This window comes from Streptomyces sp. NBC_00440 (genome assembly GCF_036014215.1).
GTDB lineage: Bacteria > Actinomycetota > Actinomycetes > Streptomycetales > Streptomycetaceae > Streptomyces.
Genome location: NZ_CP107921.1, coordinates 659955 through 686485, shown reverse-complemented (window position 1 = coordinate 686485; position 26531 = coordinate 659955). Strand labels below are relative to the sequence as shown.

Here is a 26531-nt window from a genome sequence, read left to right as displayed (position 1 = left end):
GACGCCGAGGTGCAGACGTACATCGCCGGGATTTCATCCGCGCCGCACTGGAAGCCTGAGCCCCCGCCCTATTTATTCTCAAGGGTTGACTAAAAAGTTGACGGCCTCGTACGGTGCCGATCGGCGCGCCGTGCGAAGAAACGCTCCGAGCGCATCGGCGAGGGGCGGACGGAGCATGAGCACACGCAACACCCTGTCCCTGACGGCCGGTCAGCGCCGAGTGGACGAGTGGACACCCACGGCGCCTGCGACAACTCGCCGGCCGGGGCCCCGGCCTGCCCACCCTGGAGACGCCCATGGCAAGCCGTGATCCGCTGCACCCGAACATTCTGGTCATCCTCAGCGACGACCAGGGCCATTGGGCTCTGGGCTGCGCGGGCAACGACGAGATCATCACTCCCCGGCTCGACGCGCTCGCCGCCGGAGGCACCCGCCTGGAGAACTTCTTCTGTACCTCCCCGGTCTGCTCTCCCGCGCGGGCCAGCCTCTTCACCGGGCAGATACCGTCCCGCCACGGGGTGCACGACTGGCTCTCCGGCGGTCACGCAGGGGAGGACGGTGTCGACTTCCTGGCCGGGCAGCGCCTGTTCACCGACGACCTGGCCGCAGCCGGGTACCGGCTGGCGCTGTCCGGCAAGTGGCATCTCGGTGCGAACGACCGGCCCCGGCCGGGGTTCACCCACTGGTACTCCCACGAAAGCGGCGGCAGTCCGTATCACGGTGCACCGATGTACCGCGACGGCGTTCCGGCCCCGGCCGATGGCTACCTCACCGATCTGCTCGCGGACGACGCCGCGGCCTGCGTACGGGCCGAGGCCGACAGCGACGACGCTCCTTTCTACCTCTCTCTGCACTTCACTGCTCCGCACAAGCCCTGGAAGGACCAGCACCCGTCGCACATCGAGAGTCTGTACGCCGACTGCGCCTTCGACAGCTGCCCGCAGGAGCCCGCGCACCCCTGGCAGCCCCTGGTGGACGGGGTGCCCGTCGGAGGCGAGCCGGATGTGCGTGCGGCCCTTGTCGGCTACTTCGCCTCGGTCACCGCCATGGACGCCGGTATCGGGAGGGTGCTCGACACACTGGCCGAACAGGGGCTGACCGACAGCACCCTCGTCGTCTTCTCCAGCGACAACGGGTTCAACTGCGGTCACCACGGCATCTGGGGCAAGGGCAACGGCACCTTCCCGCAGAACATGTACGACAGCTCGGTCAAGGTGCCCGCGATCATCTCGCAACCGGGGCGGATCACCGCGGGTCAGGTGCGCCAGGAGCTGCTGTCGGCCTACGACTTCGCGGCAACGCTCATGGAATGCGCAGGCTTGGACCCCGAGCCGTACGAACAGGGTCCGGGCAACTCCTTCGCGGGTCTGCTCCTCGGCGACGGAGTGCGGCGGGCCGGGGCGCAGCGGTCCGCACCGTCCCGGCCTGTGGTGGTCTACGACGAATACGGGCCGGTACGCATGATCCGGACCACGGACTGGAAGTACGTCCACCGCTATCCGTACGGCCCGCATGAGCTCTACCACCTGGCCGCGGACCCGGGCGAGCGGGTCAATCTGGCCGGGGACCCTGCCCATCGCGGGCAAATCGGGGCTCTGCGGCAGCGGTTGGACGCCTGGTTCCTGGAGCACGGAGAACCTGAACGGGACGGGAGCCGCCTGCCGGTCACCGGAGCGGGGCAGTCCGCACCGCTGGACGGCGACCCGACAGGAGCGTTCGACGAACCGGAGTGGCAGCTGCGGTATCCGCCGGTCAGCCCTTCCTGAAGCGTCCGGCTCCCGGTAAAAGGGGAACCGCCCGCAACGCGCTCTGCCGGCGCATCGGGAACGCCCCGGTCACCGGCTTCGCCGTGTACGACTTCTCGTACGTGAGGCCGGCCGACAGGCCGGGGCCGGGGCGGGCGGACTCAGGCCGCCTCGGGCCCGGTCGTGTTGATGACCCCGAAGACGCCGCCCTGCGGGTCCTGCACAAGAGCCATCCGGCCCGCCATCATGTCGAAGGGGGGCTTGAGGACGTTGCCGCCGGCCCGTACCAGCGCATCGACCGTGCTGTCGGTGTCGTCGACGGAGAAGTACGTCAGCCAGTGCGAGGGCCCGGCCGGTCGCGGCTCCTCCTTGTTCGCGAAGCCCTGCATACCGCCGACCGTACGGCCGTCCACGGACAGCGCGAAGTAGTCGGGCGCGGCCTCCATGGGGGCCGCTTTGACGCCCAGCACCTTGGCGTAGAAGGGCGCGGCGGCGGCCGGGTCGGTGGTGTTGATCTCGTTCCAGATGACCGCGCCCGGCTCGTTGACGATTCCGGCGCCGTGGAAGTCCCGGGCCTGCCAAAGACCGAAGGCAGCGCCCGTAGGGTCGGTCGCGACGGCCATCTGGCCGAGCGTGAGCACGTCCATGCCAGGCATGATCACCTGGCCTCCGTTGGCCGTGATCGCTCTCTCGGCGGCAGACAGGTCGGTGGTGGCGAGGTAGGTGGTCCAGGCGGTCGGGGGCGCCGGGTCGGGTGTGCTGCCGTCCGGGTTCATCGCTTTCATGATCCCGGCGACCGGCTTGCCGTTCAGTGTGCAGACCGCGTATCCCCCGGTCTCGGCCCCTCCGGCCTCTCCCTGCCAGCCGAACAGGTCACGGTAGAAATCGAGCGCAGCCTGCTGGTCGGGGACCATGAGATCGACCCAGCAGGGGGTGCCGGGTGTGTACGGACTGGTGACATCGGGCATGACGATCCTCCGTGGTGGTGGTGTTCCCACCCCTACCACTGCCCTGGCAGGGACCCCGGCGACGTGGGATCCCGTAAACATCACCCGACCGTGGACCGGTCGTGCCCCGGCCCGTGAACAGCGGACTTCGCGGCGCCGGCCGGGAGTGCTTCCCGGCCGGCCGACGCGGCCGGGAGTCCGGCCCCGGCCGCGCGGGCCGGGGCCGGACTCCCGGCAGAGCTGCTGTGGTCCTGATCCCGACGGGGTCAGGCCGTGCCGGAGCTCTTGAGGAAGTCGGCGTCGAATGCCTTCTCGATGCCGCTGACCACTGCGGAGTCACTGACGATGAGGCCGAGTTCGCGGTTGTGGTTGAGCGAGTTGTCGGAGAAGTTCTCCGAACCGGCAAACACCTTCGCGGAGGACGTGCCGTAGTCGGCGACGATCGCCTTGGCGTGGATGTAGTAGCCGGTGGAACTCGTGTAGGTGGTCACCTTGCCACCCGCCGCAGTGACCTCCTGCAGCTCCTTGCTGTACTTCGACGACTGGTTCTCGGCGACGACGCGAACGGCGACGCCGCGCTTCGCGTCCGCGACGACCGCATTCACCAGCGCGGAGTCACCGAACTCCTCCTCCTGGACATCGAGGCTGCTCTTCGCGCCCGTGACCAGGGCCAGCAGATGGCTCTGCGAGTCGGTGGGCGACCAGACCAGGTCCGTACCGTCGGACGGGGTGACGGAGGTCTTCGCGTAGTCGGCGTCGAAGACCTTCTCGATCGCCGCGACATCGGCCTGGTCGGTGTCGAACACGCCGTAGTCGCGCGAGGTCGAGTAGTACTCCGTGTCGAAGTTGCCGGTGCTGATGTACGACTTGGCGCCGTCGACGGTGATCGTCTTCTGGTGGGTGTAGACATACGCCGATGACGAGTACGTGACCCCGGCACCGGCGGCGGACAGGGCCTTGTAGGCGGCGCCGTCGATGGACGAATGCTGGGAGTCGAAGACCACGCGGACCTTCACGCCCGCCTTCTGCTGCTTCACCAGATCGTTGACGAGAGTGGTGTCGCGCAACTCGTAGATCGTCACGTCGACCGACTTCTTGGCCGAGTTGACGAAGTCGTAGATCGCGCCTTCCTTCTGGTCCGGCAGGACCACCAGGGAGTAGGCGCTCGCGGCATGGGCCGTAGCAGGGAGAAGGGCACATACGGCGGCCAGGGCGCCTGCGGCCAGGGTGGGCATGAGGCGGTGTGTGGGGTTCACCGGGGCTCCTGTACGTAGTCTCGTGGGGGCGCGCAACGCGCGTAGCGCATCCCAGTAGGGCATAGCGCGGAGGCTTGCTGAAGCTCAGTTGAGTGAACAGAGGGGAAGCGTTGTGCAAAGCGCCACAGGCTTTACTCCTGCATCAACTGTCCCAAAAGGGTGTGCAGTTGGCGCACGCCTGTACGACGGATCCCGGTCTGCGGGCGCAGCCGCCCGCCGCGTAACTCCACCCTCGGCCACGGGTGGCAACGCGATCGGCGGGAACGGATCGGACAGCTGATGCGGCGCCGAGCCACAACCTCCCGTTGTACACATAGGGTGGCCGCATGGACCTCGACGCCGTTCGTACCTTCGTCGCCGCTGCGGATGCCGGGCAGTTTCAGGAAGCCGCCGCGGCGCTCTCGATCACCCAGCAGGCCGTCTCCAAGCGCATCGCCGCGCTGGAGAAGGACCTGGAGGCGCGTCTGTTCACCCGCACGGCCCGCGGAGCCCGGCTCACGATCGACGGCCAGGCGTTCCTGCCTCACGCCCGCGAACTCCTGCGGGCGGAAGAACGCGCCGACGCGTCGGTGCGTCCGGGCCGGCGCGCTCTGCGTATCGATGTCGTCAGCCGGCGGATCGCGTCGGCAGTGCTCCTGCAGGACTTCCACCGTATGCGTCCTGAGATCTTGCTGGATGTCGTGGCACTGCTGAGCGCCGACGTCGACGCGGCAGTCGCCGCTGTCGAAGCCGGCACGATCGACGCCACCTTCCACGCTGTGGCCCCGCAGCTGCATCTGCCGGATGCCATCAGGACCGCCCGGGTGATCGACGAGCCGCACCAGCTGCTCGTCGGGCCCCGCCACGCACTTGCCAACGCCCGCACCGTCACGCCGGCGCAGCTTGTCGGACACCGGATCTGGATGCCCGGTATCGCTGCCGGGACCGAGGTGGCCGCGTACTTCGACGAGCTCGCCGCCGCCTTCGGGCTCACCCTCGACTTCATCGGGCCGGTCTTCGGCAACGAGGCACTGCTGGCCGAGATCGCCGACTCCGCGGAGCTGGCCACTCTGGTCGGCGAGCGTACGCGGTATCTGTGGCCGGACAGCTACGACCTGAGGCGCATCCCGGTACGCGGCCCGGCACTGATCTACCCGCTGTCCCTGATCTGGCGCGACGACAACCCCCACCCCGCGCTCGCCGAATTCCGCGACTACCTCGGCTCCCGACGGCCGAGCCCGCCCAACACCGATTCCTGGACACCGACATGGGCGCAGTGGTCGGCAAGGTCATGACCTGAACCGAGACCGGCCGCCGAACCGGCCCGGGCGCCGCCGTACGATCGCGGCCGGGCACCGGGACCGGTGTGCTCCCCGGCCGCGATGGCCTTCACGGGCGCCTCATGCCCGTCTGCCGCCGTCGACCGACATCGCGATCCCGGTGACGTAGGACGCGGCGTCCGAGCAGAGCCAGACCGCCGCCGCGGCGGCCTCCTCCGGCATGGCGAGCCGGCCGAGCGGCGTGATCCCCGCCTGCTGCGCGATCATGTCCGTGCCGTCCGCCACCTTCTCGAACCCGGCAGTGAGAGTCGGGCCGGGGCAGACGGCGTTGACCCGGATGTTGTCCGGCGCGTAGTCCACCGCGGCGGCCTTGGTGAGCCCGACGATGCCGTGCTTGGCGGCCACGTAGGCGGGGGCGTGCGGGATCGCGTACAGGCCGCCGTTGGAGGCGATGTTGACGATCGCGCCGCCTCCACGGAGCAAGGGCAGCTCGTACTTCATGCACAGGAAGGTCCCGGCCAGATTGACGTGGACCACGCGCTCGAACTCGTCCAGGGTCATCCGGTCGAGCTGCCGGTGGTGCGAGGCCAGGCCGGCGTTGTTCACGGCGAAATCGAGGCCGCCGTAGGCCGTGACCGTGCGCTCCACGGCCGTCCGCACGGAGCGTTCGTCGGCGATGTCGACGGTGACGGCCAGCGCTTCCCCGCCGTCCTTTGTGATCATTTCGGTGGTCTCGGCCGCGGTGCGCTCGTCGATGTCGAGCACGGCGACCGCGGCGCCGCTCCGGGCCAGCTCCAGCGCCGTCGCGCGGCCGATCCCACTGCCGGCGCCGGTGACCAGTCCCGCCTTGCGGGCCTTTCGGGAGAGGTCGCTCATACCAGCGGCTCGTGGTTCGCCCAGGCGACCTTGTACGGGTGCCGTGACTGCCAGTGGCGGATGACCTCGTGCAGGCCGGGCGCGGTGAACGCCTTCGCGAGGGCGTCGGTGTCGGCCACGGCGACCTGCACGATCGCGGTCGCGATCAGCGCCGGAATGGCCTCCTCGCCGGGGACGGGGATGTGGCGCCGGGCCGCGATCGACTGGACGAGACCGGAGTCGAGCATGGCCCGTTCGATGTCTGTGAGGTATTGGTCGAGTTCAGCGGTGGGCAGCGGCTGATCGAAGGAGACGATCATTGTGTGGTTGATCATGTGCCAATTTTGATGGCGACCACCGACCGTGTCCAAGATCGGTTCGATATTCAGCGATAACCTGGAGGCATGATTGAACTACAGACCCGTGAGCTGGAGTACTTCATCGCAGTCGCCGACGAGCTGCATTTCGGCCGGGCCGCCGTGCGGCTCTCGATCGCCCAGCCGGCGCTGTCGAAGGCGATCCAGCGGATCGAGACCCGGCTCGGTGTCCCGCTGTTCGTCCGCTCCAGCCGCCGAGTCGAACTCACCCCGGCCGGGGAGGCGTTGCAGGAACACGGGCGGCACGCGCTCAACGCGGTCAGTGCCGCGGTCCGCAACGCCCGGCGCGCCGGCGACACCCAGCTCCACCTGCGACTCGTACTCAAGCCCGGCGGTGACGCGGGCCTGCTGTCCGGGATCCTGGCCGCGTACGCCCACCAGCCCGACGCCCGCCGGGTGGACGTCCTGTTCAGCGGCCCCGCCGACCGCGCCGACTTCCTGCTCGGCGGCCGGGCCGATGTCGGCCTGCTCTATGTGCCGTTCGACGATCTCGACGGCCTGGCCCACGAGACATTGCGTACCGAGGACCGCGTGGTCATCGTCCCGTCCGGGCACCGGCTGGCCGGGCGCGCCTCGGTGCTCATGGCCGATCTGGAGGGTGAGACGCTGCCGCGCTGGAAGGGGATCCCCGGGGGCGACGGCACCGGTCCCGAGGTCACCGATGTGGTCCAGATGCTCCACATGATCACGGTCGGCCGGATGATCGGGGTGCTGCCGCGCTCACTGGTCGAACCGGTCCCGGCCGGTCTGATCTGCGTCCCGGTGACCGACGCGCCGCCCAGCCGTCTGGTGCTCGCCTGGAACGAGCAGGACCGCCGCCCGCTGGTCGCGTCGTTCGTGGCCGCCGTGCGCAGTACCGGAACCGCACCTGAGTGAGGCGCGGAGCACCCTTCACCGCCGTGCCCGGCCTGCCGTCGGGTGGCTTTCAGCCGGCCGCCGCTCCCGGATCCGCGGAGAGGAGGCGTGCGTACCGGTGCTGCCAGGGAGATGCCTCCTCCAGCTGGGCGCTGAGCGAGATGAGGGTGGTCTCGCCGGCCGGGCGCCCCACCAGGGAGACTCCGACGGGCAGCCCGCCCCGGGACCAGTACAACGGTACGTTGACGACCGGCTGGCCCGTCATGTTGTACGGGCTGGTGAACGCGCTGAAGGCGCTCTGGCGCCGCAGGTTGGCCAGCGGATCGCCGGTCTCGGCGAAGTACTCCACCGGCTGCGGCAGCGAAGCCAGTGTCGGGGTGAGGATGACGTCGTAACCGGCGGTCGCCTCGACGGCACGGCGGCTCGCCCGCTGCATACCGGTGATCGCGGCGGCGAACCGCTCGCCGGTGACCGTCCTCCCGTACTCGCGCCAGGCGCGGGTCACCGGGCGCAGCAGCTCCTCGGCCCCGGGTTCCACGGCGTAGCCGAGTGACTGCACGCTCCATGCGGCGGTGAAGAAGTCGCCGAGTTCGGGGCCGAACGGCGTGGTGATGTCCTCGATGTCATGTCCCAGCTCCTCCAGGAGCTGGGAGGCGTGCTCCCAGGCCGCCAGGCACGTGGGGTCGACGTCCACGCCCGGGGCTGCGGGCTTCGCGTACCGGCCGATACGCAGTCGACCGGGGCTGCGTTCGGCGTGGGCCAGGAACGTCTCGCCCTCCGGCAGCGGCGGCGCCCAGTGCGGGTCGCCCGGCATGGGTCCGGCCAGCACATCCAGCATGGCGGCGGCGTCCCGTACGGTACGGGCCAACGGGCCTTGCACGGCGAGGCCGTTGACCTCGGCCCCGGCCGGCCCGGAGCTGACCCGGCCACGGGACGGCTTGATGCCGAACAGCCCGCAGGCGCTCGCCGGGATCCGGATGGAGCCGCCGCCGTCACTGGCGTGTGCGACCGCGACCATGCCGAGTGCCACCGCGACCGCCGCCCCGCCGCTGGAGCCGCCGGCGGACAGCGCGGGGTCCCAGGGATTGCGGGCCGGCCCGGTCAGGTCGTTGTCGGTGTAGCAACAACAGCCGAATTCCGGGGTGTTGGTCTTTCCCAGGCTGATCGTGCCGGCCTCGCGCAACCGGGTCACCGTGTGGGCGTCCACCTCCGGTACGGACCCGGCGAAGGCCCGGGAACCGTACGTCGTGCGCACACCGGCGGTGTCGACCAGGTCCTTGACAGCCGTCGGTACGCCGAACAGCGGTGAGAGACCCTCCTCCCCGCGCCGCTCCTGCACCGCTGCGGCCTGCGCGACGGCCGCACGGTGATCGATGGTGAGGAATGCTCCGTAGCGGTCGTTGAACTGCTCGATACGGGCCAGTTGGTGCTGTACGAGTTCCAGGGGGCCGACCTCGCCCCTGCGTACGGCGGCGCCCTGGTCGAGGGCGCTGAGTCCGTGGAGACCGCCACCCGCCTGCTGGGGCGCTCCGGCCTGTCCCGTCACTTCCGTCATGCGTTGATCTCCTTCATCCCGGCGAGCTGTTGTGCCACCAGACGCTCGTGGGCCTCGGTGTCGCGGCGCGCTTCACGTGGGCGCCAGCGGCCGGTCATCACGAAGATGCACGGCAGGAACAGCACCTGGCCTCCCAGGCAGACCCACCACCAGGTCTGCCACTCTTGCGCGTTGTGTGCGGTGGCCTTCTGCACTTCCGGGCCGTGGACGCGCAGGATCTTCAGTTGTGGTGCGGCCTTCCGGACGGTCCGCAAGCCGCCCGCGCCGACCTCCTGCACCGCCCGCGCCGTCAGCGGTGCGGGCGCCTTGCCCGGGGGATAGGAGGAGAGCTGCGCGAAGAGCTGCGGATGGGCGCGCGTGATGGCCAGGGCGGGGGCGGCCTGCACAGAGGCCTCTTTGACCGCTGTGCCGTGCTCGATGAGCGGGGTCACGGTGCTCACGACCAGCGGCAGGCAGGCAGCGGAGGCGGCGACCGTGATCCGTATGAGCCACCCCCACACGGCCAGCCCGGTCGCGATGGCCGCGGGGTTGCGCCGCTCGACCGTCTCGGTGAAGCCCGCCATCCACGGTGAGTACGCGACGCCGCTGGTGGCGCCGATGCCCGCCACGATGAACGCGAAGGTGTAATAGCCCGTGTGCGGCTGGGTGGTGTGCAGCACGAATGCGAGGGTGAAGCCGATCGAACCGAGCGCACCGATCAGCATGAACGGCTTGCGCACCCGCAGCCGGTCGGAGAGGAGTCCGGCTGCCACCAGGAAGACGGCGTTCGTCCCCCAATACCAGTTGAGCAGGGAGTTCGTGCGCTGCGCGGAGTATCCGAAGTTCGTGGCGAAATAGACTACGAAGTTGCCGACCGCGGCGAAGTACAGCAACAGGTAGAGGCTGATGGCGAGGGCCGAGCCGAGGACATCGAGGCGGAGCATCTGGCGCCACTGTCCGTGCAGGGCCGACTCGGCGTCGATCCCCTTGGCGCGTGCCTCGACCAGGGCGCGGTCACGCAGGCTCACCATGATCTGGCCGCGCAGCGCGGGGGCGAGTTCCCGCAGTCCGATGAGCGCGGCCACGAACACGACCAGTCCGGCGACCCCCGCATACCGGATCTCGTCCTGCCAGGTGGTGGAGCCGGTGAAGGTGCGGCCGGTGACCGCCGTGACCACGAGACTCCCGACAACCGGGCCCATCGTCCAGTACCCCATGGCCGAGGCGCGGCCGAGCTGCGGCGAGAAGTCGCGGATCAGCGCGGGGGTGGCCACCAGGATCATGCCTTCGACGAGTGCGACGCACGCGTAGATGATCAGGTAGCTCACCTTTCCCGGCGCGTTCGGCAGGGCGAACGTGGTGAGCAGGCCGACCAGGAGCAGGCCGTACACCGCGATGTTCGCCCGTCCCCAGCGGTCGGCAAGACCGGCCACCAGGGAGGCGAAGGCACCGACCGCGTTGGCGGCCACCGAGATGTAGACGAAGTACAGGAACGTCATGTGGTAGTGGCTGATGATGGCCGTCGACACGGCGTACTGGATGTAGAGCTGGTAGTACAGAACGACCGTGGCGAGCACGACGATCGCCAGATACCAGTAGCGGCGACGGTTCTCCGGATAGTGGTCCAGCTGACGGTTGCCCAGCCCCCTCAACGCTGAAGTGAGCGCCCGGCCCTGCGGCCGTGCTGTCCCCGCCGGTGACGGAACCGTCATCCTGGCCTCCTGCCGATGAGTGCGTACGCCTTCGGGCGTCGCATGGCCGGGAGGGTAGTACTGACTGGTCGGTATGGGCCAGGGGTGCGCAGAGGATTGGTGATCCGGGCATCCGCACGCCGGTCGCTCCGGTCGCTCCGGTCGCTCCGGACGTGACCGCGTGCCGCAGGCGGCCGGGCGGCGCGGAGGCCGAGGGGGAGGGGGCGGACCGGTGGGTCGGTGACTACGTGGCGTCGGTCCCCGCGCGGTCTGCGATGTGGGGCGGGGCGGTGATGCCGGGGGTGAGCAGGGGGTCCGGTTCGAGGGTGCCCCAGGTGGTGCGGAGGGGGAGGGTGCCGGCCCAGACGTCCAGCTCGGCGTCGGGGCTCTCGCCGTCGTCCGGGGGGCCGGTGCGAATCTTCACCGATGCCTCGTCGAGGGAGAGGGCGAGCAGGGCGGTGGCGGCCAGTTCCTTGCGGCTCGGGCGGCGGGCGTAGTCCCACTGGCCCGGAGTGGCCTGCTCGGTGAGGCAGCGCAGGCCCTCGGTCTTCTCGTCCGGGTCGGTGACGAGACGAGGGGTGCCGAAGACCATGGCACTGCGGTAGTTGACACCGTGCTCGAAGACCGAGCGGGCGAGTACCAGGCCGTCCACGTGCGTGACGGTGACGCAGACGGCTGCCTCCGGGGACGCGACCAGACTGCGACTGGCGACGGAGCCGTGGAAGTAGAGCGTGGCGCCGTCCGATCCGTAGACCGTGGGGACGACCATCATGGTCCCCTCGACGGTCACCCCGAGATGGCAGATGAAGCCTGCGGCCAGGATGGCGTCGAGGTCGGCGCGTTCGAGGCTGCCCTGTTCGCGGAGCCGGCGGTGGCGTGTGCGCTCGGACTCCGGCAGCGGCCGGCTGGGGAGGGCTGGGCTCATGGCTGTCTCTCCGCGGTGACGGTGTACGGGGCTGAGCCGGTACTGGCCCTGGTCCCCGCGCTCGCACGGTTTCCGGCGGTCCGGATCCCGGCTTCCGGCGGAGCATACAGATTTCGGCCCTGTATGCCCAGATCCTCTTCTGATTTCGTTGCACTGGTGGATTGATTCAACGAATTCCGTCACTGAGTCATCGACGGCTGTTCGATGATTCCAAGGGGTGGGGGAGGGCCGGGATTCCTGCCGTGGCTACCGTTGCCCAGTACCCCACCGAACCCGACCTCTGGAGCAGCCCCGTGTCCGTACCCCTCGGCGAGGACGTGGTGGCGCTGCTGCGCCGCCCCAGCACGTGCTACATCGCCACGACGATGCCCGACGGTTCGCCCCAGCTCACCCAGACATGGGTGGACACCGACGGCGAGCACGTCCTGATCAACAGCGTCGAGTCGCATCAGAAGACCCGGAACATCGCGCGCGACCCGCGCGTGGCCGTCGCGGTCTCCGACCCCTCGGACCCCTCCTCCTACGTCCAGATCCGTGGCCGGGTGCTGCGGGTGACCACCGAGGGGGCTGTCGACCACATCGAGGCGCTCGCGCAGAAGTATCTCGGCGGCCCCTACCCGTGGTTCGGCGGCCGGGACCAGGTCCGGGTGATCTATGTGATCCGGCCCGAACGGGTCAGCAGCCCCCGCGGCTGACGACCGGCACCGCGGGCCTTGTCGTAGCGGCGCATGACGAGGCGGGCGAGCGCGTCGTGCGTGCCGAGCGGGGCGGAGGTGAGGCAGGCGCCGGAACGGGTGGCGCTGCGGGCGAAGTAGCCGGGGCTCAGCAGGTATTCGGCGACAGCGACGCGGGCGTGGCCCTCGGAGCGAAGTGCGGCGACGGCCGCGGCGGGGGTGGGGCCGGCGGCACAGAGGTGGGCGGGGACGACTTCGTCCCCGCCCGGGAGGTGTTCGCGCAGCAGCGAGGCCATGGCCGCGGTGCCGGCGTTGGCGCCGGGATCCGTGGATCCCGCCGCCGCGAGTACGACCGGCCCGTCCCCGGCGCGCCACCCGGCGTCGGCGAGACGGTCGGCGAGGGCCTCGGCCAGCAGCGGGTCGGGGCCGAGCACACGGGCGACCCGGACGCGCAGGTGCGGCGCGGCCGCGAGGGCGCCGGGGATGTCGGCGCGGACGTGGTATCCGGCGCCGAGCAGCAGCGGTACGAGAACCACCTCACCGTTCAGTCCGGCCAGCGCCTCCGGCAGGGAGGGGGCGACCAGGTCGAGGAAGCACCGCTCCACGCGCAGTCCGGGACGGAGCGCGCGCACCCCGGCGACGAGCGCCTCGGTCACCGCGACACCCTCGGCGTCCCGGGTGCCGTGGGCCACCGCGAGCAGGGTCGGCGGCGCCTGGCGGGCGGCATCGGGACCGGCAGGGACGGTCATGCCGTCGCCAGGCGGTAGCCGCGCTTGGGCACGGTCCTGACCAGGTCGCCGTGCGGGCCTAGCGAGGCGCGCAGCCGGCCGATCGCGGCCTCCACCGCGTGCTCGTCCGCATCGGAGCCGGCCCAGGCGCGGCCCAGCAGTTCGGCGCGGCTGAGCACCCGGCCAGGTCTCTCGGCCAGCGCGCGGAGCAGCGTCGCGCCTTTCGGCGAGAGCCAGTAGTTCTCCCCGTCGACCAGCAGTGCGCTGCCCTGGAGCACCAACGTACGCCCGGCGACGCGGAGTTCCCGGCGGCTGCGCCCGGGCAGCGTCTCGGTGAGCGTGCGGACCAGCGCGCCGAGGCGGCCGCGTTCGGGCCAGACCACCGGCAGCCCGGCGTCCAGCAGCGGCCGGCCGCAGACCGGGCCGACGCAGACCGGCAGTACGTCGCCGGACATCGCCTCCAGTACCAGCTCATGCAGGCCGTCGGCCGCCGCGGTCTCCAGGAAGGCAGTGATCGCGGGCGCGCTGGTGAAGGTCAGCGCGTGGACCTCGCGGCGGACGGTCTGCTCGACCAGCCGCCGGACCGGGCCCGGATCCTCCGGCGGAGCCCAGCGGTAGACGGGGACCGGGACGACCTCGGCGCCGCGCTCGCGCAGGGCCGCGCCGAACGCGGTGAGCGGCAGGCCGTGTTCCTGCACCGCGATCCGGCGGCCTGCCAGTGGCTGGGCCAGCAGCCAGGTGAGCAGTTCGCCGGTGACCTCGCTCCCGGGGGAGTACGCCTCGTCGAGCCCGCTGGCGCGGACCGCGCCGGTCGCCTTCGGGCCACGGGACAGTACGACGGCGTTCCGGCACGCGGCGGACAGTGCGGCGCCGCGCCCCCAGCCGTCGGCCGCGCTCATCCAGCCGCGCCAGCCGACGCCGGTGGTCGCCACGACGTAGTCCAGCGGCGCGGTCAGGCACAGCTCGGTCGCCCGGCGCAGCGCGATGTCGTCCTCCAGCGGGAGGATGCGCAGCGCCGGTGCCTCGACCACGCGCGCGCCGCGCCGGGTCAGCAGCGCGACGAGCTCGTCACGGCGGCGCGCGGCGGTCACGCCGACGGTGTACCCCGTCAGCGGGCCCGTCGGCGCGGTCGGGGTGGGGTTGCCGGAAGTGCTCATGGACGCAGACTCGGGCCACCCGGTTACCGGGAGATTGCCCAGCTGTCACGCGCGCGTGAGATGACGCCGTGCGGTGTTACGGCGCATGTCCGCGACCGCACCCCGTCCCGGCTGCGGCGTGAGGGACGCGTACCGCGGGCGCAACACGGGCGACAAGGACGCGTAACGACCGGCGGCCAAGGTCGATGGCATGACGACCCTCACCGACACGCACTGCCCGTACTGCTCGCTGCAGTGCGGTATGCGCCTCGCCGCGGCCGACGGCGCCGGGACGCTGGTCGTCGAGCGGCCCGGCTTCCCCGTCAACAGGGGCGCGCTCTGCGGGAAGGGCCGGTCCGCCGCAGAGCTGCTCGGCCCGGCGAACCGGCTGAGCACGCCGCTGGTCCGTGAACGCGGCGAGTTGCGGGCGGCGAGCTGGGACGCGGCGCTGGACCGGGTCGCGCGGGGCTTCGCGGCGATCCGGGCCGAGCACGGCGCCGACGCGGTCGGAGTCTTCGGCGGCGGCGGGCTGACCAACGAGAAGGCGTACCAGCTGGGCAAGTTCGCCCGGGTCGCACTCGGCACCGCCAACATCGACTACAACGGCCGCTTCTGCATGGCGTCGGCCGCCGCCGGGAACAGGATCGCCTTCGGCCTGGACCGGGGGCTGCCCTTCCCGCTGGAGGACATCCCGCGCACCGAGTGCCTGATCCTGGTCGGCAGCAACCCCGCGGAGACGATGCCGCCCGCGCTGCGCTACTTCCGCGAACTGCGGGAGAACGGCGGCACGTTGATCGTCGTCGACCCGCGCCGCACCAGGACCGCCGCCCTGGCCGACCTCCACCTTCAGCCGCTGCCCGGCAGCGATCTGGCACTCGCGCTCGGCCTGCTGCACCTGCTGATCGCCGACGGGACGGTCGACACCGATTTCGTCGAGGCGCGCACCACCGGATTCGGGCAGGCACGTGCCGCGGCGATGGCCCACTGGCCGGAGCGCGTCGAGCGGCTCACCGGCATAGCGGCCGAACAACTCCGGGATGCTGCCCACCGCTTCGGACGGGCCAGGACCGGCATGGTGCTGACCGCACGCGGCCCGGAACAGCAGAGCAAGGGCACCGACACCGTCGGCGCATGGATCAACCTCTGCCTTGCTTCGGGCAAGGCGGGCCGGCTGTACTCCGGATACGGCTGTCTGACCGGCCAGGGCAACGGGCAGGGCGGGCGGGAGCACGGCCAGAAGGCCGACCAGCTCCCCGGCTACCGCTCCATCGAGGATCCGGCCGCACGTGAACACGTCGCCCGCGTCTGGGGCGTGCACCCGGACAGCCTGCCGCGCTCGGGCCGTTCGGCCTACGAACTGCTCGACAGCCTCGGCGCGCCGGGCGGGGACGGCGTGCACGGGCTGCTGCTGATGGGGTCCAACCCCGTCGTCTCCGCCCCGCGCGCGGCCCATGTGACGCAGCGGCTGCGCTCACTGGACCTGCTCGTGGTCAGCGACCTCGTGCTCTCCGACACGGCGCAGCTCGCCGATGTCGTCCTGCCCAGTGCCCAGTGGGCGGAGGAGACCGGCACGATGACCAATGTCGAGGGCCGGGTGATCCTCCGGCAGCGGGCGGTGGACGCGCCCGACGGCGTACGCGGAGACCTGTGGCTGATGCGCGAACTCGCCGAACGGCTGGGCGTCGACCGGGGGTTCCACGACGACCCGGAGACGGTCTTCGATGAGCTGCGCCGCGCATCGGCCGGCGGAGCGGCCGACTACGCGGGCATCAGCTACGACCGGATCCGCGCCGGGGACGGCGTCTTCTGGCCCTGCCCGGCCGGGGGCCACCCCGGCACGCCGCGGCTCTTCCTGGACGCCTTCGCCACGCCGGACGGCCGCGCCCGTTTCGCCCCGGTCACCCACCGCCCGGCGGCGGAGGAGCCCGACGCGGAGTACCCGCTGTACCTGACCACGGGGCGCGTGCTGTCGCAGTACCAGAGCGGGGCGCAGACCCGGCGGGTCGGCGCGCTCAACTCCGCCGCACCCGGACCGTTCGTGGAGCTGCACCCGCTGCTCGCGCGGCGGCTGGCGGTGACGGAGGGGGAGCTGCTCGCGGTCACCTCCCGGCGGGGCCGGGCGGTCGCACCGGCCCGGATCACCGATGCGATCCGAACGGACACGGTGTTCATGCCCTTCCACTGGCCGGGTGCGGGCCGGGCCAACACCCTCACCAACCCGGCACTGGACCCGACCTCGAAGATGCCCGAGTTCAAGGTCTGCGCGGTGCGGGTGGAAGCAGCGCCGGCCGGAGCGGCGCGGTCCGGCGAAGGGGAACCCGTATGAACGAGCGCCTGAACCATGGCCTGACGACACGTCATATTGCGGTCGTCGGGGCCGGGATGGCCGCAGCGCGCTTCGCCGAGCGCTACCGCGCCCTCGGCGGCACCGCCCGGATCACCCTCTACGGGGCCGAGGCCCGCGCCCCCTACAACCGGGTGCTGCTCGCGGATGTGCTGACCGGACGTTACGACGCGGAGTCGATCGCTCTGCCGACCGGTGACGCTCAACTGCGGCTCGGTATCGAGGCGGTGGCCGTGGACCCCGGCGCACGCACGCTGACGCTGGCCGACGGCCGCCGGGAGGCCTGGGACCAACTCGTCCTCGCGACCGGCGCCAACCCGCTGCTGCCCCCGGTCCGCGGCCTGCGCCGCCCCGACGGCGCCGGGCTGTGCGACGGCGTGCACGCCCTGCGCACCCTCGCCGACTGCGCGCGGCTGGCCGAGGACGCAGGCAGGGCGCGACGCGCGGTGGTCATCGGGGGCGGGGTGCTCGGCGTCAGCGTCGCCCGGGCGCTGGCCGCCATCGGCCTCACCGTCGAGATCGTGCACCAGGGTCCGCATCTGATCGAGCGGCAGCTCGACGCCGAAGCGGCGGCCGCGCTCCGCGCCGGGCTGCGCGGGCTGGGCGTCGAGGCCTATCCGGGCAACCGCGCCCGTGCGGTCGTGGAGGGGAGCGCCACCGACGGCGCCGCCGTCGAGCTGGCCAACGGCTACCGCCTCAGCACCGACCTGACCGTACTCGCCTGCGGTGTCCGGCCGCGCACCGCGCTCGCCCACGCCGCCGGACTGGACGTCGGCGCCGGCGTCGTCGTCGACGACACGCTGGCCACATCCGAGCCCCACGTGTATGCCATCGGCGACTGCACCCAGCACCGCGGCACGGTGCACGGGCTGTCCGGACCGGCCTGGGAGCAGGCCGACGTACTTGCCGCACGGCTCTCCGGCGCGGACCCCGACGCGCTCTACCGGGGCGCGCGCCCGCTGGCCCGGCTCAGCGCCGGACCGCTGGAGTACGCGGCCTTCGGCGATGCCCACCTCGACGATGCCGATCAGGCAGCCGATCCCGGACTGGACGTGCTGCGGCTGACGGACGCGACGCGCGGCACCTACAAGAAGCTCATGCTGCGCGACGGGCGTCTGGTGGGCGCGATCCTGCTCGGCGACCTGGCCACCGTGGGCGACCTCGCCCTTGCCTGCGAGCGCGACGACCTCCTTTCCGACCGACCCCTGCACCTGCTCACCCCTTACGGAGCCTCCCGATGACGCATCACCAGACATCCGGCCGGCTGCCCCGCCGGCTGAAGGATCTCGTCCTGGTCGGTCACGGCATGGTCGGCCAGCGCTTCCTGGAGGCGCTGACCGGGCAGCCCGGGGCCGCCGCCTGGCGGATCACCGTACTCGCCGAGGAACCGCGCCCCGCCTACGACCGGGTCCATCTGACCTCGTGGTTCTCCGGCACCAGCGTCGAGGAACTGTCGCTCGCCGCGCCGGGCTTCCTGACCGAACACGGCATCGACCTGCGCCTCGCCGACCCGGCCGCCGCGATCGACCGGGCCGCGCAGACCGTCACCACCGCATCCGGCGAGGTGCTGCACTATGACGCGCTGGTGCTGGCCACCGGCTCGTACCCGTTCGTGCCGCCGGTCCCCGGCCACGACGCGGCCGGCTGTCACGTCTACCGGACCATCGAGGACCTGGAGGCGATCCGCGCCGACGCCGGCCGGTCGGGCACCGGCGTCGTTGTCGGCGGCGGCCTGCTCGGCCTCGAAGCGGCCGGCGCCCTCAGGGCCCTCGGCCTGGAGACGCACGTCGTCGAGTTCGCGCCCCGGCTGATGGCCCTCCAGGTCGACGAGGGAGGCGGGCAGCTGCTGCGCCGCAAGATCGAGGAACTGGGAGTCCACGTCCACACCGGGGCCGGCACCCGGGCCATCGTCACCGGCGATGACGGACGGGTGTGCGGGACGGAACTCTCCGACGGCCGCGAACTCCCGGCCGGTCTGGTCGTCTTCTCGGCCGGTGTACGACCGCGCGACCAGCTGGCCCGCGAGAGCGGTCTGCCGGTCGGTGAGCGCGGCGGCATCGTCGTCGACGAGCGCTGCCGTACCCAGGACCCGCACGTCTACGCCATCGGCGAGTGCGCGCTGGCCGCCGACGGCAAGGTCTACGGCCTGGTGGCCCCCGGCTATGCGATGGCCGGCACGGCCGCCCGCTCACTCGCCGGCGAACACCGCGACGAGTCCGCCTTCACCGGCGCGGACACCTCGACCAAGCTCAAACTGCTCGGCGTCGACGTCGCCAGCTTCGGTGACGCCCACGGCGCGACCGACGGTGCGCTCGACGTCCTCTACAGCGACAGCCGATCCGGGGTCTACAAGAAGCTGGTCATCGGCCGCGAAGGGCAACTGCTCGGCGGTGTGCTGGTCGGCGACACCGAGTCGTACGGCCTGCTGCGCCCGCTGGCGATCGGCGGCAAGCCGTTGCAGACCGCCCCCGAACAGCTGGTACTTCCGGCCGGTGCCGGCCCGGCCGGGCCGGTCGCGCTGCCGGACGATGCCGTGGTCTGCTCCTGCCACAACATCAGCCAGGGCGAGATCCGCGCCGCCGTCCGTGAGCAGGGCTGCACCACCGTCCCCGCGGTCAAGAAGTGCACCAGCGCGGGCACCGGGTGCGGCAGCTGCGTCAAACTGCTGGGCACCATCGTGACCGAGGAGCTGGCAGCGAGCGGCGTCAGCGTCGACACGAACCTGTGCGAGCACTTCGCGCACACCCGCGCCGAGCTCTACGAGATCGTCCGGGCCACCGGGATCACCTCCTTCTCGGCCCTGATCGACGGACACGGCAGCGGGGAGGGCTGCGACATCTGCAAACCGGCCGTCGCCTCGATCCTGGCCGGCTCGGACAACGGCCACATCCTCGACGGCGAGCAGGCCGCGCTGCAGGACACGAACGACCACTTCCTGGCCAACCTCCAGCGCAACGGGTCCTACTCGGTGGTGCCACGGATCCCGGGCGGCGAGATCACCCCGTACGGTCTGATCACCATCGGCGAGATCGCCCGGGACTTCGGGCTCTACACGAAGATCACCGGCGGCCAGCGGATCGATCTCCTCGGCGCCGCGGTCGATCAACTGCCACTGATCTGGAGGCGGTTGGTGGACGCGGGCTTCGAGTCCGGCCACGCGTACGGCAAGTCGCTGCGTACGGTGAAGTCCTGCGTCGGCGAGACCTGGTGCCGGTACGGAGTGCAGGACTCGGTCGGCCTCGCGATCGAGCTGGAGCTGCGCTACCGGGGCCTGCGCTCGCCGCACAAGCTCAAATCCGCGGTATCCGGCTGCGCACGCGAGTGCGCGGAGGCGCAGGGCAAGGACTTCGGCATCATCGCGACCTCCTCCGGCTGGAACCTCTACGTCGGCGGGAACGGCGGTATGACGCCACGTCACGCGGACCTGCTGGCTACCGACCTGGACCGGGAGACGCTGATCCGGAGCATCGACCGATTCCTGATGTTCTACATCCGCACCGCCGACCGGCTGGAGCGGACGTCCGTCTGGCTGGACCGCGTCGAGGGCGGCCTGGAGCATGTGCGGGCGGTCGTCATGGACGACTCGCTGGGCATCTGCGCCGAGCTCGATCTGCTGATGGAGCGTCATGTCGGCGGCTACCGCGACGAATGGGCCGCCGTGCTGGACGACCCCGAACGGCTGCGCCGCTTCGCATCCTTCGTCAACGCCCCCGGCACGCCCGACCCTGCCGTGGCCTTCATGCCGGAGCGCGGCCAGATCCGGCCGGCCCGCCCCGGCGAGAACGAGCAGAGCCCCGCACCGGCCCTGGTGGCCGGAGCCCGACTGGAGGTGCGTACCGCATGAGCACACTGGTGGAGATCTTCGACGGCACTCAGTGGACGCCTGTCTGCGACTACCGGGACCTGATTCCCGGGCGCGGTGTGGCCGTGCTCGGCGAACGCGGTGCGCAGGTGGCGGTCTTCCGCGACCGGGCGGGCGCGCTGTACGCGGTCGACAACCGCGACCCGTTCAGCGGCGCGTACGTCATCTCACGCGGCATCCTCGGCAGCCGGGGTACGGCCCCGACGGTGGCGTCGCCGATGTACAAGCAGGTCTTCGACCTGCGGGACGGCCGCTGCCTGGACGAGGACACCGCCCCCGACGGCACCCCGGCAGAACTGCGGGTCTGGCCGGTTCGGACCGGAGCGGCGGCGCCCTCACAGCTGGTCGGAGCGGCCGTGCGCGAGCCGTAGCACGGCTGAGCGGCGGGGGGACGACCGGCGAAACCCGCCGCTCCTAGCGTCGGGTCGACACGTACCCCCAACTCACGAACCAGCAGGTGACAGCTGATGCGCACTGCCGTCGGAACAGCCGGAACAGCCGGAACAGCCGGAACAGCCGGAACAGAAACCCCGGCCGGGGACACCCCCGGAGATACAGAAGGGGCGGTGGACGCGGCCCGGTCCCGGTCCATCACGGACTGGCGTCCGGAGGACGAGGTGTTCTGGGCGGAGACCGGGGCGGGAGTCGCCCGCCGGAATCTGGTCTTCTCGGTCCTGTCCGAGCACATCGGATTCTCGGTGTGGAGCCTGTGGTCGGTACTGGTGCTGTTCCTCGGACCGGAGTACCACGTCGACGCGGCGGGCAAGTTCACACTCACCGCACTGCCCACGGCGCTCGGCGCGGTCCTGCGTCTGCCCTACACCTTCGCGGTGGCGAGGTTCGGCGGCCGCAACTGGACCATGGTCAGCGCGCTGCTGCTGCTGGTTCCGACGGTGCTGGCGGGGCTAGTGCTGCGGCCCGGTGTCTCGTACGGAACGCTGCTCGCCGTGGCGTGTGCCGCCGGTGTCGGCGGCGGCAACTTCGCTTCCTCCATGGCGAACATCAACGCGTTCTACCCACAGCGCCTCAAGGGCTGGGCGCTGGGGGTCAACGCGGGCGGCGGCAACCTCGGCGTCCCGGTCGTGCAACTGGTCGGCCTGCTGGTGCTGGCCACAGCGGGCGCGGCGCACCCGCGGCTGGTACCGCTGGTCTACCTGCCGCTGATCGTGCTGGCCGCGCTGGGCGCGGCGCTGAGGATGGACAACCTGACGTCGCTGAGGAGCGACAGGCGGGCGCTGCGGGAGGTGGCCGGGGAGCCGCACAGCTGGGTCATGTCGCTGCTCTACATCGGCACCTTCGGTTCGTTCATCGGCTTCGGCTTCGCCTTCGGACAGGTCCTGCAGGTGCAGTTCCACCAGCAGTTCGACACCCCCGTGAAAGCCGCGTACCTGACCTTTCTCGGCCCTCTGCTGGGCTCGCTGGTACGGCCGTTGGGCGGGAGGATGGCGGACCGCTGGGGCGGTGCCCGGGTGACGCTGTGGACCTTCGCCGCGATGGCGGCGGGCACGGGCGTGGTGCTGGTCGCCTCGCAGCAGAAGTCGCTGCCGATGTTCCTGACCGGCTTCGTGGCACTGTTCGTGCTGAGCGGGATCGGCAACGGCTCGACGTACAAGATGATTCCGGCGATCTTCCAGGCCGGGGCACGGATCGCGGTCGCGGCCGGAGCCGATAAGGAGACCGCGGAGCGGGACTCGCGGCGCCGGGCGTCGGCGCTGATCGGACTGGCCGGCGCGCTCGGGGCGTTCGGCGGTGTCCTGGTGAACATCGCCTTCCGGCAGTCGTTCCTGGGCGTCGGGGACGGCGACGCGGCGTACTGGGCTTTTCTGGCGACGTATGCGGTGTGCTGCGCCGTGACGTGGGTGGTCTATCTGCGGCCCCGGGTGGGACCGATGCCGGGGGTCTGAGGGCGGTGGGTGAACGCCGGCACCCCCGGGGCGGTGGTGTACCTGGCGCGCGAAGGCACGTCCGGGCCACGGGCGGGGGCGGGATCAGCCCCCGTCGGCCTCCCGCTCCGCGTCCGCATGGAACTGGGGTGTGTAGCAGACCGCGATGAGGAGTCCTTCCGGGCTGAGCAGCCGCGCGGTCACCTGCGTCCACGGTTCCGTCCGGGCTTCGTGGATCAGCCGGTGGCCGCGCTGCTTCAGCTCGTCGGCTGCCCCGGCGACGTCCAGGACCTCGAACTCCACACTGGCTTGAGGGATGGGAACATCTGTCGGCCACTCCTCGGTTCCGAAGCAGGCGCGAGCGGCCTCGGCGAGCGGCCACAGCCCGAAGTGCTTGACGCCGCCCAGCCTGTGGGTGAAGACGTAGTCGCCTTCACCGCCTTCGAACGTCAAGTGCAGAGCGTCCTGATAGAACGCCCGCGCAGCCTCGCGGTCCCGCACGATCGGCGCGATGCTCGTAACGAATTCGACCTGCAACAGCTCGTCCCTTCCGCCCGACGTCCTGACAGACGCCAGGATCAGCGGCCTTCCCCGGGAAGAACGGCAGCCGCGCCACCCGCCCACCAGCCGCCCATCCGTTCGGTGCAACGGCACGCACGCACCCGGGCGGCCGCCCGGGTGCGCGGTCGTGCTTCCCGCGTGGGATCCAGCGAGCGCAGAGCATGGCATCTTATGGTGATCCGATGCGACTTGTACCCTGGTGGGCCTTGCTCTCGTCCGGGTTCGCACCTGTGTTGCTCATCGGGGGCTGGAATCTCGCGGAGCTGCTGCAGGGGCCCGGCTACAACCCCAAGACCCGCACGATCAGTGTCCTCGCCGCTTACGGTATGCCCGGATACGGGGTGATGACCGGGATGCTGCTGGCCCTCGGGGCCTGTTACGTCGTCACCGCGATCGGGCTGCGCTCCGCCACGCTCCTCGGCCGGGCCGCGCTCGCCGGGGGCGGGATCTCCGCGATGGTGCTGACGCTGGTACCGGCGCCCCCGAGTGGAGGTTCGTTCGGTCACGGGGCTGTGGTCACGGTGGGGTTCGGGCTGCTGGCCGTCTGGCCGGTACTGGCGGTCGACCGTGGTGCGGACGCGCCGTGGGGACTGCGGCCTGCCGCAGTCCGGGACGGGGGTGCGTCATGGGGGCTGCGGCACGACGTGTCGATCGCGGTCACTGCCATGATGGGCGCCTGCGCGGTCTGGTTCCTCGTCGGGCTCCAGCTTCACGGGCTGCCGGGCGTCGCCGAACGCGTCCTGACCTTCACGCAGGCGCTGTGGCCCTTCCTGGTCGTCATCTCCTGCTGGCCGCATCAGGTCAGCAGCGAACAGGCGTAGCGCGGGCCGTACGGCCGTGCTTGGGCCCCATCCGGTCGAGGCGGTCTCCCGTGCGGGACTTGTCGGGCGCGGCCCGTGGCCGGTCAGGCGAGCAGCCGGTTGAGGTGGGACACGCGCCGGGCGGCGGCCACCAGGGAACGGATCTGAGAGCCGGCCTGGTCGGTCCGGCTCAGCGGCTTCGCGAAGGGCAGCCGCACATCACGGTGGGTTCCGGGGTATTCCAGACGCAGGGTCAGGCCGTAACGGTCCATCGCCAGCGGCAGGACGCGCACCATGCCCTTGTCCGGCTGTGGCTGTGTGAGACGCAGGAGGAGGGGCACGAGTTCGCTGTGGCCGTCCATGAGGTGGGTCAGCATCGCCCCCTCGCCGGTGGCGATCGGATCGGGGTCCGTCCTCTGCAGCGCGGCATACGTGACGAAGGCCCGGCCGTTGTGGTCGTCGAGGACCGCCTGGCCGAACTCCATGCAGGTGCTCGCCGTGGTCTCCACGCTGTACTCGGCCAGCAGCAGGCCGGTGACCGTGACGCGGGCCCGCATCCGGTCCCGTACGGGCGTGGGCGCGATGTCGGTGAGTTCCAGCCGGACCGGGACGCGTGTGCCCGGGTGGGCCGGGCGGGCCTCGGGCGGCGCGTGCAGGTGGACGTGGCCCATCGCGCCGGCGCCGTCGAGACGGTGCACCTCGATGGGGTCGTGACCGTCGCTCACCACCGTCATCGAGTGGGCTGCGGTCAGGATCGACAGCACGCGTTCGGCGGGCGTCGGCTGCGTGACGCGGGCGTTGAAAGGGCGCATCCAATTTCTCCAGGAGGAGCGGGCGGGTAGGTCTCATTACGGCTACTTAGGTATGCCTAACCTAACCTATAGCCCCGGAGTCCGGACAGCAGGGCGGCGTGCCGGTCCGGAGCGCGGCCGCGGCCCGGACCGGCCGTGCCCGCAAGGTGTCGCCCACTGGTGTCGCCCGACTCACCCCAACTCCCTCACCCCGCCCACCTGCCCGAGAGGAAGGTCAGTGCGACGGCAGTCGTGACAGGGGTGGCGACAGCGAGGCAGAGGGTCTTGAACCCCGGCCTGCGCAGGCTCCATCCCGCCAGGGCGATCCACAGCGGCCACCACAGGAGAGTGGAGCGGGGGATGGACATGTACCAGTACGAGGTGCCCAGGGCCCACAGGGTGAGGCCCATGTACAGCGCCTCGGCCCAGCGGCGCTGCCGTACCAGGAAGGCGACGAGGGCGAGTCCGGCGACCATGGCCAGGAGTTCGGCCTGGAACATGACGGCGTAACCGGTGGTCTGCGCATGGGCGAAGGCGGCGTGCCAGGTGTTGGACCAGGCCTCCCAGGGAGCGTGGAACGTGCGGTTCCAGCCGTGTTCCTCGGCGTGTTTCCAGGCCATCCAGTCGCCGGTGTGGGCGTGCAGGAAGCCGCTGTAGAGCGCCACGGGTACGGCGGGCAGGGCGAGCCAGGGGAGTTGGCGCCACTGGCGGCCGGTGCGGGCGGTGAGCAGGAAGTGCAGCGCGATGGCGGCCGCGAGGAACAGGCCGTTGACCCGGACCGCGGTGGCCAGGGCGGTCAGCGTGGCGGCGAGCGGCCAGTTGCGCCGCTGGGCGGCGAGCCAGGCGGGCAGTGCGAGGGCGAGGAAGAGCGCCTCGGTGTAGCCGGCGGCCAGGAAGATCGCGCACGGCGAGAGCAGCAGGAAGGCCACGGTGCGCCGGCCGGCCCCGTGGTCGGGCAGGTGCAGCCGGGTGATCCGGGAGAGCGCCAGAACGGCAACGGCCCCGGCGGCGAAGGAGATCAGCAGGCCGGCCGCTGTCCAGTTCGTCACGACGGTGTGCACCGCCCGCAGTACGAGCGGGAAGCCGGGCAGAAAGGCCTCCCTGTGGTCCAGGGTGCTGCGCAGGAATTCGCCCTGCCCGGGGAAGTAGCCGTCCTTGGCTATGTGCAGGTAGAAGTACCAGTCCCACTGCTGGAAGGGTGCCAGAAGGGGACCGGCGGCACGGGAGTTGTGGTCGGCGGGAAACAGCCAGCGGGCGCAGTAGGCCGTGGTCCAGATACCCAGGCGGGTCACCAGATACAGCCACAGCACCTCACGGTCGGCAGGGCTCACCCGCAGAAGAAGCGATCGCAAGGCCCCCGGCCGGTGGCGGGGACCGGACTCGGATCGGTACCGGCTGTCTCCGTACCACCGGGCCCCGCGCGAACGGTTTCCGGTCGGCCGGTCTCCGTGCGACCGGTCTCCGTCCGGCTTGGCTTCGCACCCTGCTGACGAGTGCGTCCGCTGGCCCGGCGCGCGGGACTTGCGTGCGGATACGGGTGTGTTCTCACGCAGCCCGGACGGCAAGAACGGCATGGTGACTCTCTCCTGGTCTGCGGGGCGTGCCGGGATGACCGGTGGCACCCGCGGTTCCTGCGTGTTCGGCTCTCCTGGGAATACGCCTGGGACCGGGCATCCGGCTGACACGGGACACCGGGAAATGAGCGTGATGATCGTCACGGAACCAGGAGCCATGACTGCGCATCAGGCCGGCGGACCGCACTCGGGCATCTCGATGGAAAGCCGCAGGGAGCCCCAACCCAGTGGCCGCGGCGCCCCCTTGACGGCCCCGTCCGGCGGCGCTCCGGCGCTCCGGGAATCAGGCAGGTCGGGCCGATGCGTACTGGTGGGCTCGCCCGCCCCGCCACTTCACCCACGCCTCGTCGTCCAGCAGGGTGTCCGCGTCCAGCAGCCCGGCCCGCCGCAGGAACTCGACGACGTCCGCGTCGTGATGGGCCAGGCCTGCGATCTCTCCTTGGATCGTCACCCGCCGTCCGCCGCTGGGGGAGGGCGGGTGCACCACTATCGGTGTGCTGTCCATGACCTCAGGGTGCGTCCGGCCGCCTGTTCCGGCACGCCGGGAGGCCGGCGCACCCCGGCTGATCCGGAGCCGCAGCCGTGCGCGGACAGCGGGGCGGCGCGCCCTCCCCGGGGGCCCCGGAGAGGGGCATCGCGGGCTCTGAGCCCTTGGCCCATCGGGGTGACCGGCGGGCGGCACGGTGGCGCGGCCCGGCTCCGGTACCGGCCGGTCTGCCTAGCGTGAGGTGCCC

At 71.2% G+C, this 26531-nt stretch carries 23 protein-coding genes; 10 read left to right on the top strand and 13 right to left on the bottom strand.

Annotated features, from left to right (window positions below):
• The first annotated feature begins 296 nt into the window (after positions 1–296).
• Positions 297–1766 (top strand): sulfatase-like hydrolase/transferase, encoded by a 1470-nt coding sequence (locus OHB13_RS03085; protein WP_328375416.1) that lies wholly within the window; start codon positions 297–299, stop codon positions 1764–1766.
• Positions 1767–1906: 140 nt separating this feature from the next.
• On the opposite strand, the gene OHB13_RS03080 is transcribed toward OHB13_RS03085, so the two are convergent.
• Positions 1907–2713: a VOC family protein gene (locus OHB13_RS03080; RefSeq protein WP_328375414.1), complete on the bottom strand. Its 807-nt coding sequence runs from the start codon at positions 2711–2713 to the stop codon at positions 1907–1909.
• A 245-nt stretch (positions 2714–2958) separates the two neighbouring features.
• On the bottom strand, positions 2959–3948 hold the full coding sequence (locus tag OHB13_RS03075; protein WP_328375412.1) for a phospholipase D-like domain-containing protein: 990 nt from the start codon (positions 3946–3948) through the stop codon (positions 2959–2961).
• Between the two features lie 326 nt (positions 3949–4274).
• On the opposite strand from OHB13_RS03075, the gene OHB13_RS03070 reads away from it, so the two are divergent.
• The gene (locus OHB13_RS03070) at positions 4275–5222 is read left to right on the top strand and encodes a LysR family transcriptional regulator (RefSeq protein ID WP_328375411.1); all 948 of its coding nucleotides are present in this window, start codon (positions 4275–4277) and stop codon (positions 5220–5222) included.
• A gap of 105 nt (positions 5223–5327) precedes the next feature.
• Here OHB13_RS03070 and OHB13_RS03065 read toward each other — a convergent pair whose 3' ends face one another.
• Complete coding sequence (locus OHB13_RS03065) at positions 5328–6083, bottom strand: SDR family NAD(P)-dependent oxidoreductase (protein ID WP_328375410.1); 756 nt, start codon at positions 6081–6083, stop codon at positions 5328–5330.
• Entirely contained in the window at positions 6080–6397 is a 318-nt protein-coding gene (locus tag OHB13_RS03060) for a hypothetical protein (protein ID WP_266859564.1), read from the bottom strand. The genes OHB13_RS03065 and OHB13_RS03060 overlap by 4 nt, the downstream gene beginning before the upstream one ends.
• A 69-nt stretch (positions 6398–6466) precedes the next feature.
• On the opposite strand from OHB13_RS03060, the gene OHB13_RS03055 reads away from it, so the two are divergent.
• A complete protein-coding gene (locus OHB13_RS03055) occupies positions 6467–7315 on the top strand; it encodes a LysR family transcriptional regulator (RefSeq protein WP_328375407.1) in 849 nt (282 codons plus the stop codon).
• Positions 7316–7364: 49 nt separating this feature from the next.
• Here the strand turns inward: OHB13_RS03055 and OHB13_RS03050 are convergent, their stop codons facing one another.
• The 3 genes from OHB13_RS03050 to OHB13_RS03040 all read right to left on the bottom strand — a co-directional run bounded on the left by OHB13_RS03050 (position 7365) and on the right by OHB13_RS03040 (position 11444).
• Positions 7365–8849, bottom strand: coding sequence for an amidase (locus tag OHB13_RS03050; RefSeq protein WP_328375405.1), 1485 nt, complete (start codon positions 8847–8849; stop codon positions 7365–7367).
• Positions 8846–10540, bottom strand: coding sequence for an MFS transporter (locus tag OHB13_RS03045; protein WP_328375403.1), 1695 nt, complete (start codon positions 10538–10540; stop codon positions 8846–8848). Before OHB13_RS03045 ends, OHB13_RS03050 begins: the two co-directional genes overlap by 4 nt.
• 223 nt (positions 10541–10763) lie before the next feature.
• The gene (locus OHB13_RS03040; RefSeq protein ID WP_328375401.1) at positions 10764–11444 is read right to left on the bottom strand and encodes a pyridoxamine 5'-phosphate oxidase family protein; all 681 of its coding nucleotides are present in this window, start codon (positions 11442–11444) and stop codon (positions 10764–10766) included.
• Between the two features lie 242 nt (positions 11445–11686).
• On the opposite strand from OHB13_RS03040, the gene OHB13_RS03035 reads away from it, so the two are divergent.
• Positions 11687–12139 (top strand): PPOX class F420-dependent oxidoreductase, encoded by a 453-nt coding sequence (locus OHB13_RS03035; RefSeq protein WP_328375399.1) that lies wholly within the window; start codon positions 11687–11689, stop codon positions 12137–12139.
• On the opposite strand, the gene OHB13_RS03030 is transcribed toward OHB13_RS03035, so the two are convergent.
• Positions 12097–12867, bottom strand: coding sequence for a sirohydrochlorin chelatase (locus tag OHB13_RS03030; RefSeq protein WP_328375397.1), 771 nt, complete (start codon positions 12865–12867; stop codon positions 12097–12099). The genes OHB13_RS03035 and OHB13_RS03030 overlap by 43 nt on opposite strands.
• Positions 12864–14003: a uroporphyrinogen-III synthase gene (locus OHB13_RS03025; protein WP_328375395.1), complete on the bottom strand. Its 1140-nt coding sequence runs from the start codon at positions 14001–14003 to the stop codon at positions 12864–12866. The genes OHB13_RS03030 and OHB13_RS03025 overlap by 4 nt, the downstream gene beginning before the upstream one ends.
• A gap of 190 nt (positions 14004–14193) precedes the next feature.
• Between OHB13_RS03025 and OHB13_RS03020 the strand changes: the two genes are divergently transcribed.
• From OHB13_RS03020 to OHB13_RS03000, 5 genes are all read left to right on the top strand, one after another.
• Positions 14194–16308: a molybdopterin oxidoreductase family protein gene (locus OHB13_RS03020; RefSeq protein ID WP_328375393.1), complete on the top strand. Its 2115-nt coding sequence runs from the start codon at positions 14194–14196 to the stop codon at positions 16306–16308.
• Positions 16305–17567 (top strand): NAD(P)/FAD-dependent oxidoreductase, encoded by a 1263-nt coding sequence (locus OHB13_RS03015; protein WP_328375391.1) that lies wholly within the window; start codon positions 16305–16307, stop codon positions 17565–17567. Before OHB13_RS03020 ends, OHB13_RS03015 begins: the two co-directional genes overlap by 4 nt.
• Positions 17564–20170: a nitrite reductase large subunit NirB gene (gene nirB, locus OHB13_RS03010; protein ID WP_328375389.1), complete on the top strand. Its 2607-nt coding sequence runs from the start codon at positions 17564–17566 to the stop codon at positions 20168–20170. Before OHB13_RS03015 ends, nirB begins: the two co-directional genes overlap by 4 nt.
• Positions 20167–20559, top strand: a complete 393-nt coding sequence (gene nirD / locus OHB13_RS03005; RefSeq protein WP_328375387.1) for a nitrite reductase small subunit NirD — start codon at positions 20167–20169, stop codon at positions 20557–20559. The genes nirB and nirD overlap by 4 nt, the downstream gene beginning before the upstream one ends.
• A 96-nt stretch (positions 20560–20655) precedes the next feature.
• Positions 20656–22092, top strand: a complete 1437-nt coding sequence (locus OHB13_RS03000; RefSeq protein WP_443062920.1) for a nitrate/nitrite transporter — start codon at positions 20656–20658, stop codon at positions 22090–22092.
• Between the two features lie 84 nt (positions 22093–22176).
• Here the strand turns inward: OHB13_RS03000 and OHB13_RS02995 are convergent, their stop codons facing one another.
• Complete coding sequence (locus OHB13_RS02995; RefSeq protein WP_328375384.1) at positions 22177–22608, bottom strand: VOC family protein; 432 nt, start codon at positions 22606–22608, stop codon at positions 22177–22179.
• Between the two features lie 206 nt (positions 22609–22814).
• On the opposite strand from OHB13_RS02995, the gene OHB13_RS02990 reads away from it, so the two are divergent.
• The gene (locus OHB13_RS02990) at positions 22815–23453 is read left to right on the top strand and encodes a DUF998 domain-containing protein (RefSeq protein ID WP_266859590.1); all 639 of its coding nucleotides are present in this window, start codon (positions 22815–22817) and stop codon (positions 23451–23453) included.
• Between the two features lie 83 nt (positions 23454–23536).
• On the opposite strand, the gene OHB13_RS02985 is transcribed toward OHB13_RS02990, so the two are convergent.
• From OHB13_RS02985 to OHB13_RS02975, 3 genes are all read right to left on the bottom strand, one after another.
• Complete coding sequence (locus OHB13_RS02985; RefSeq protein WP_328375382.1) at positions 23537–24244, bottom strand: DUF2470 domain-containing protein; 708 nt, start codon at positions 24242–24244, stop codon at positions 23537–23539.
• A 185-nt stretch (positions 24245–24429) separates the two neighbouring features.
• Positions 24430–25797 (bottom strand): mannosyltransferase family protein, encoded by a 1368-nt coding sequence (locus OHB13_RS02980; protein WP_401604041.1) that lies wholly within the window; start codon positions 25795–25797, stop codon positions 24430–24432.
• Between the two features lie 283 nt (positions 25798–26080).
• Entirely contained in the window at positions 26081–26302 is a 222-nt protein-coding gene (locus tag OHB13_RS02975; RefSeq protein ID WP_266859596.1) for a hypothetical protein, read from the bottom strand.
• Between the last annotated feature and the right edge of the window lie 229 nt (positions 26303–26531).

Excerpts from the sequence above, each read along its gene's own strand:
- OHB13_RS03030 (WP_328375397.1), bottom strand. The coding sequence starts at position 12,867 with ATGACCGTCCCTGCCGGTCCCGATGCCGCCCGCCAGGCGCCGCCGACC.
- nirD (WP_328375387.1), top strand. The coding sequence starts at position 20,167 with ATGAGCACACTGGTGGAGATCTTCGACGGCACTCAGTGGACGCCTGTC.
- OHB13_RS03065 (WP_328375410.1), bottom strand. The coding sequence starts at position 6,083 with ATGAGCGACCTCTCCCGAAAGGCCCGCAAGGCGGGACTGGTCACCGGC.
- OHB13_RS03025 (WP_328375395.1), bottom strand. The coding sequence starts at position 14,003 with ATGAGCACTTCCGGCAACCCCACCCCGACCGCGCCGACGGGCCCGCTG.
- OHB13_RS03050 (WP_328375405.1), bottom strand. The coding sequence starts at position 8,849 with ATGACGGAAGTGACGGGACAGGCCGGAGCGCCCCAGCAGGCGGGTGGC.
- OHB13_RS03080 (WP_328375414.1), bottom strand. The coding sequence starts at position 2,713 with ATGCCCGATGTCACCAGTCCGTACACACCCGGCACCCCCTGCTGGGTC.
- OHB13_RS02985 (WP_328375382.1), bottom strand. The coding sequence starts at position 24,244 with ATGCGCCCTTTCAACGCCCGCGTCACGCAGCCGACGCCCGCCGAACGC.
- OHB13_RS02975 (WP_266859596.1), bottom strand. The coding sequence starts at position 26,302 with ATGGACAGCACACCGATAGTGGTGCACCCGCCCTCCCCCAGCGGCGGA.
- OHB13_RS03055 (WP_328375407.1), top strand. The coding sequence starts at position 6,467 with ATGATTGAACTACAGACCCGTGAGCTGGAGTACTTCATCGCAGTCGCC.
- OHB13_RS03070 (WP_328375411.1), top strand. The coding sequence starts at position 4,275 with ATGGACCTCGACGCCGTTCGTACCTTCGTCGCCGCTGCGGATGCCGGG.
- OHB13_RS03060 (WP_266859564.1), bottom strand. The coding sequence starts at position 6,397 with ATGATCAACCACACAATGATCGTCTCCTTCGATCAGCCGCTGCCCACC.
- OHB13_RS03015 (WP_328375391.1), top strand. The coding sequence starts at position 16,305 with ATGAACGAGCGCCTGAACCATGGCCTGACGACACGTCATATTGCGGTC.
- OHB13_RS03085 (WP_328375416.1), top strand. The coding sequence starts at position 297 with ATGGCAAGCCGTGATCCGCTGCACCCGAACATTCTGGTCATCCTCAGC.
- OHB13_RS02980 (WP_401604041.1), bottom strand. The coding sequence starts at position 25,797 with ATGCCGTTCTTGCCGTCCGGGCTGCGTGAGAACACACCCGTATCCGCA.
- OHB13_RS03000 (WP_443062920.1), top strand. The coding sequence starts at position 20,656 with ATGCGCACTGCCGTCGGAACAGCCGGAACAGCCGGAACAGCCGGAACA.
- OHB13_RS03040 (WP_328375401.1), bottom strand. The coding sequence starts at position 11,444 with ATGAGCCCAGCCCTCCCCAGCCGGCCGCTGCCGGAGTCCGAGCGCACA.
- OHB13_RS02990 (WP_266859590.1), top strand. The coding sequence starts at position 22,815 with ATGCGACTTGTACCCTGGTGGGCCTTGCTCTCGTCCGGGTTCGCACCT.
- OHB13_RS03045 (WP_328375403.1), bottom strand. The coding sequence starts at position 10,540 with ATGACGGTTCCGTCACCGGCGGGGACAGCACGGCCGCAGGGCCGGGCG.
- OHB13_RS03020 (WP_328375393.1), top strand. The coding sequence starts at position 14,194 with ATGACGACCCTCACCGACACGCACTGCCCGTACTGCTCGCTGCAGTGC.
- nirB (WP_328375389.1), top strand. The coding sequence starts at position 17,564 with ATGACGCATCACCAGACATCCGGCCGGCTGCCCCGCCGGCTGAAGGAT.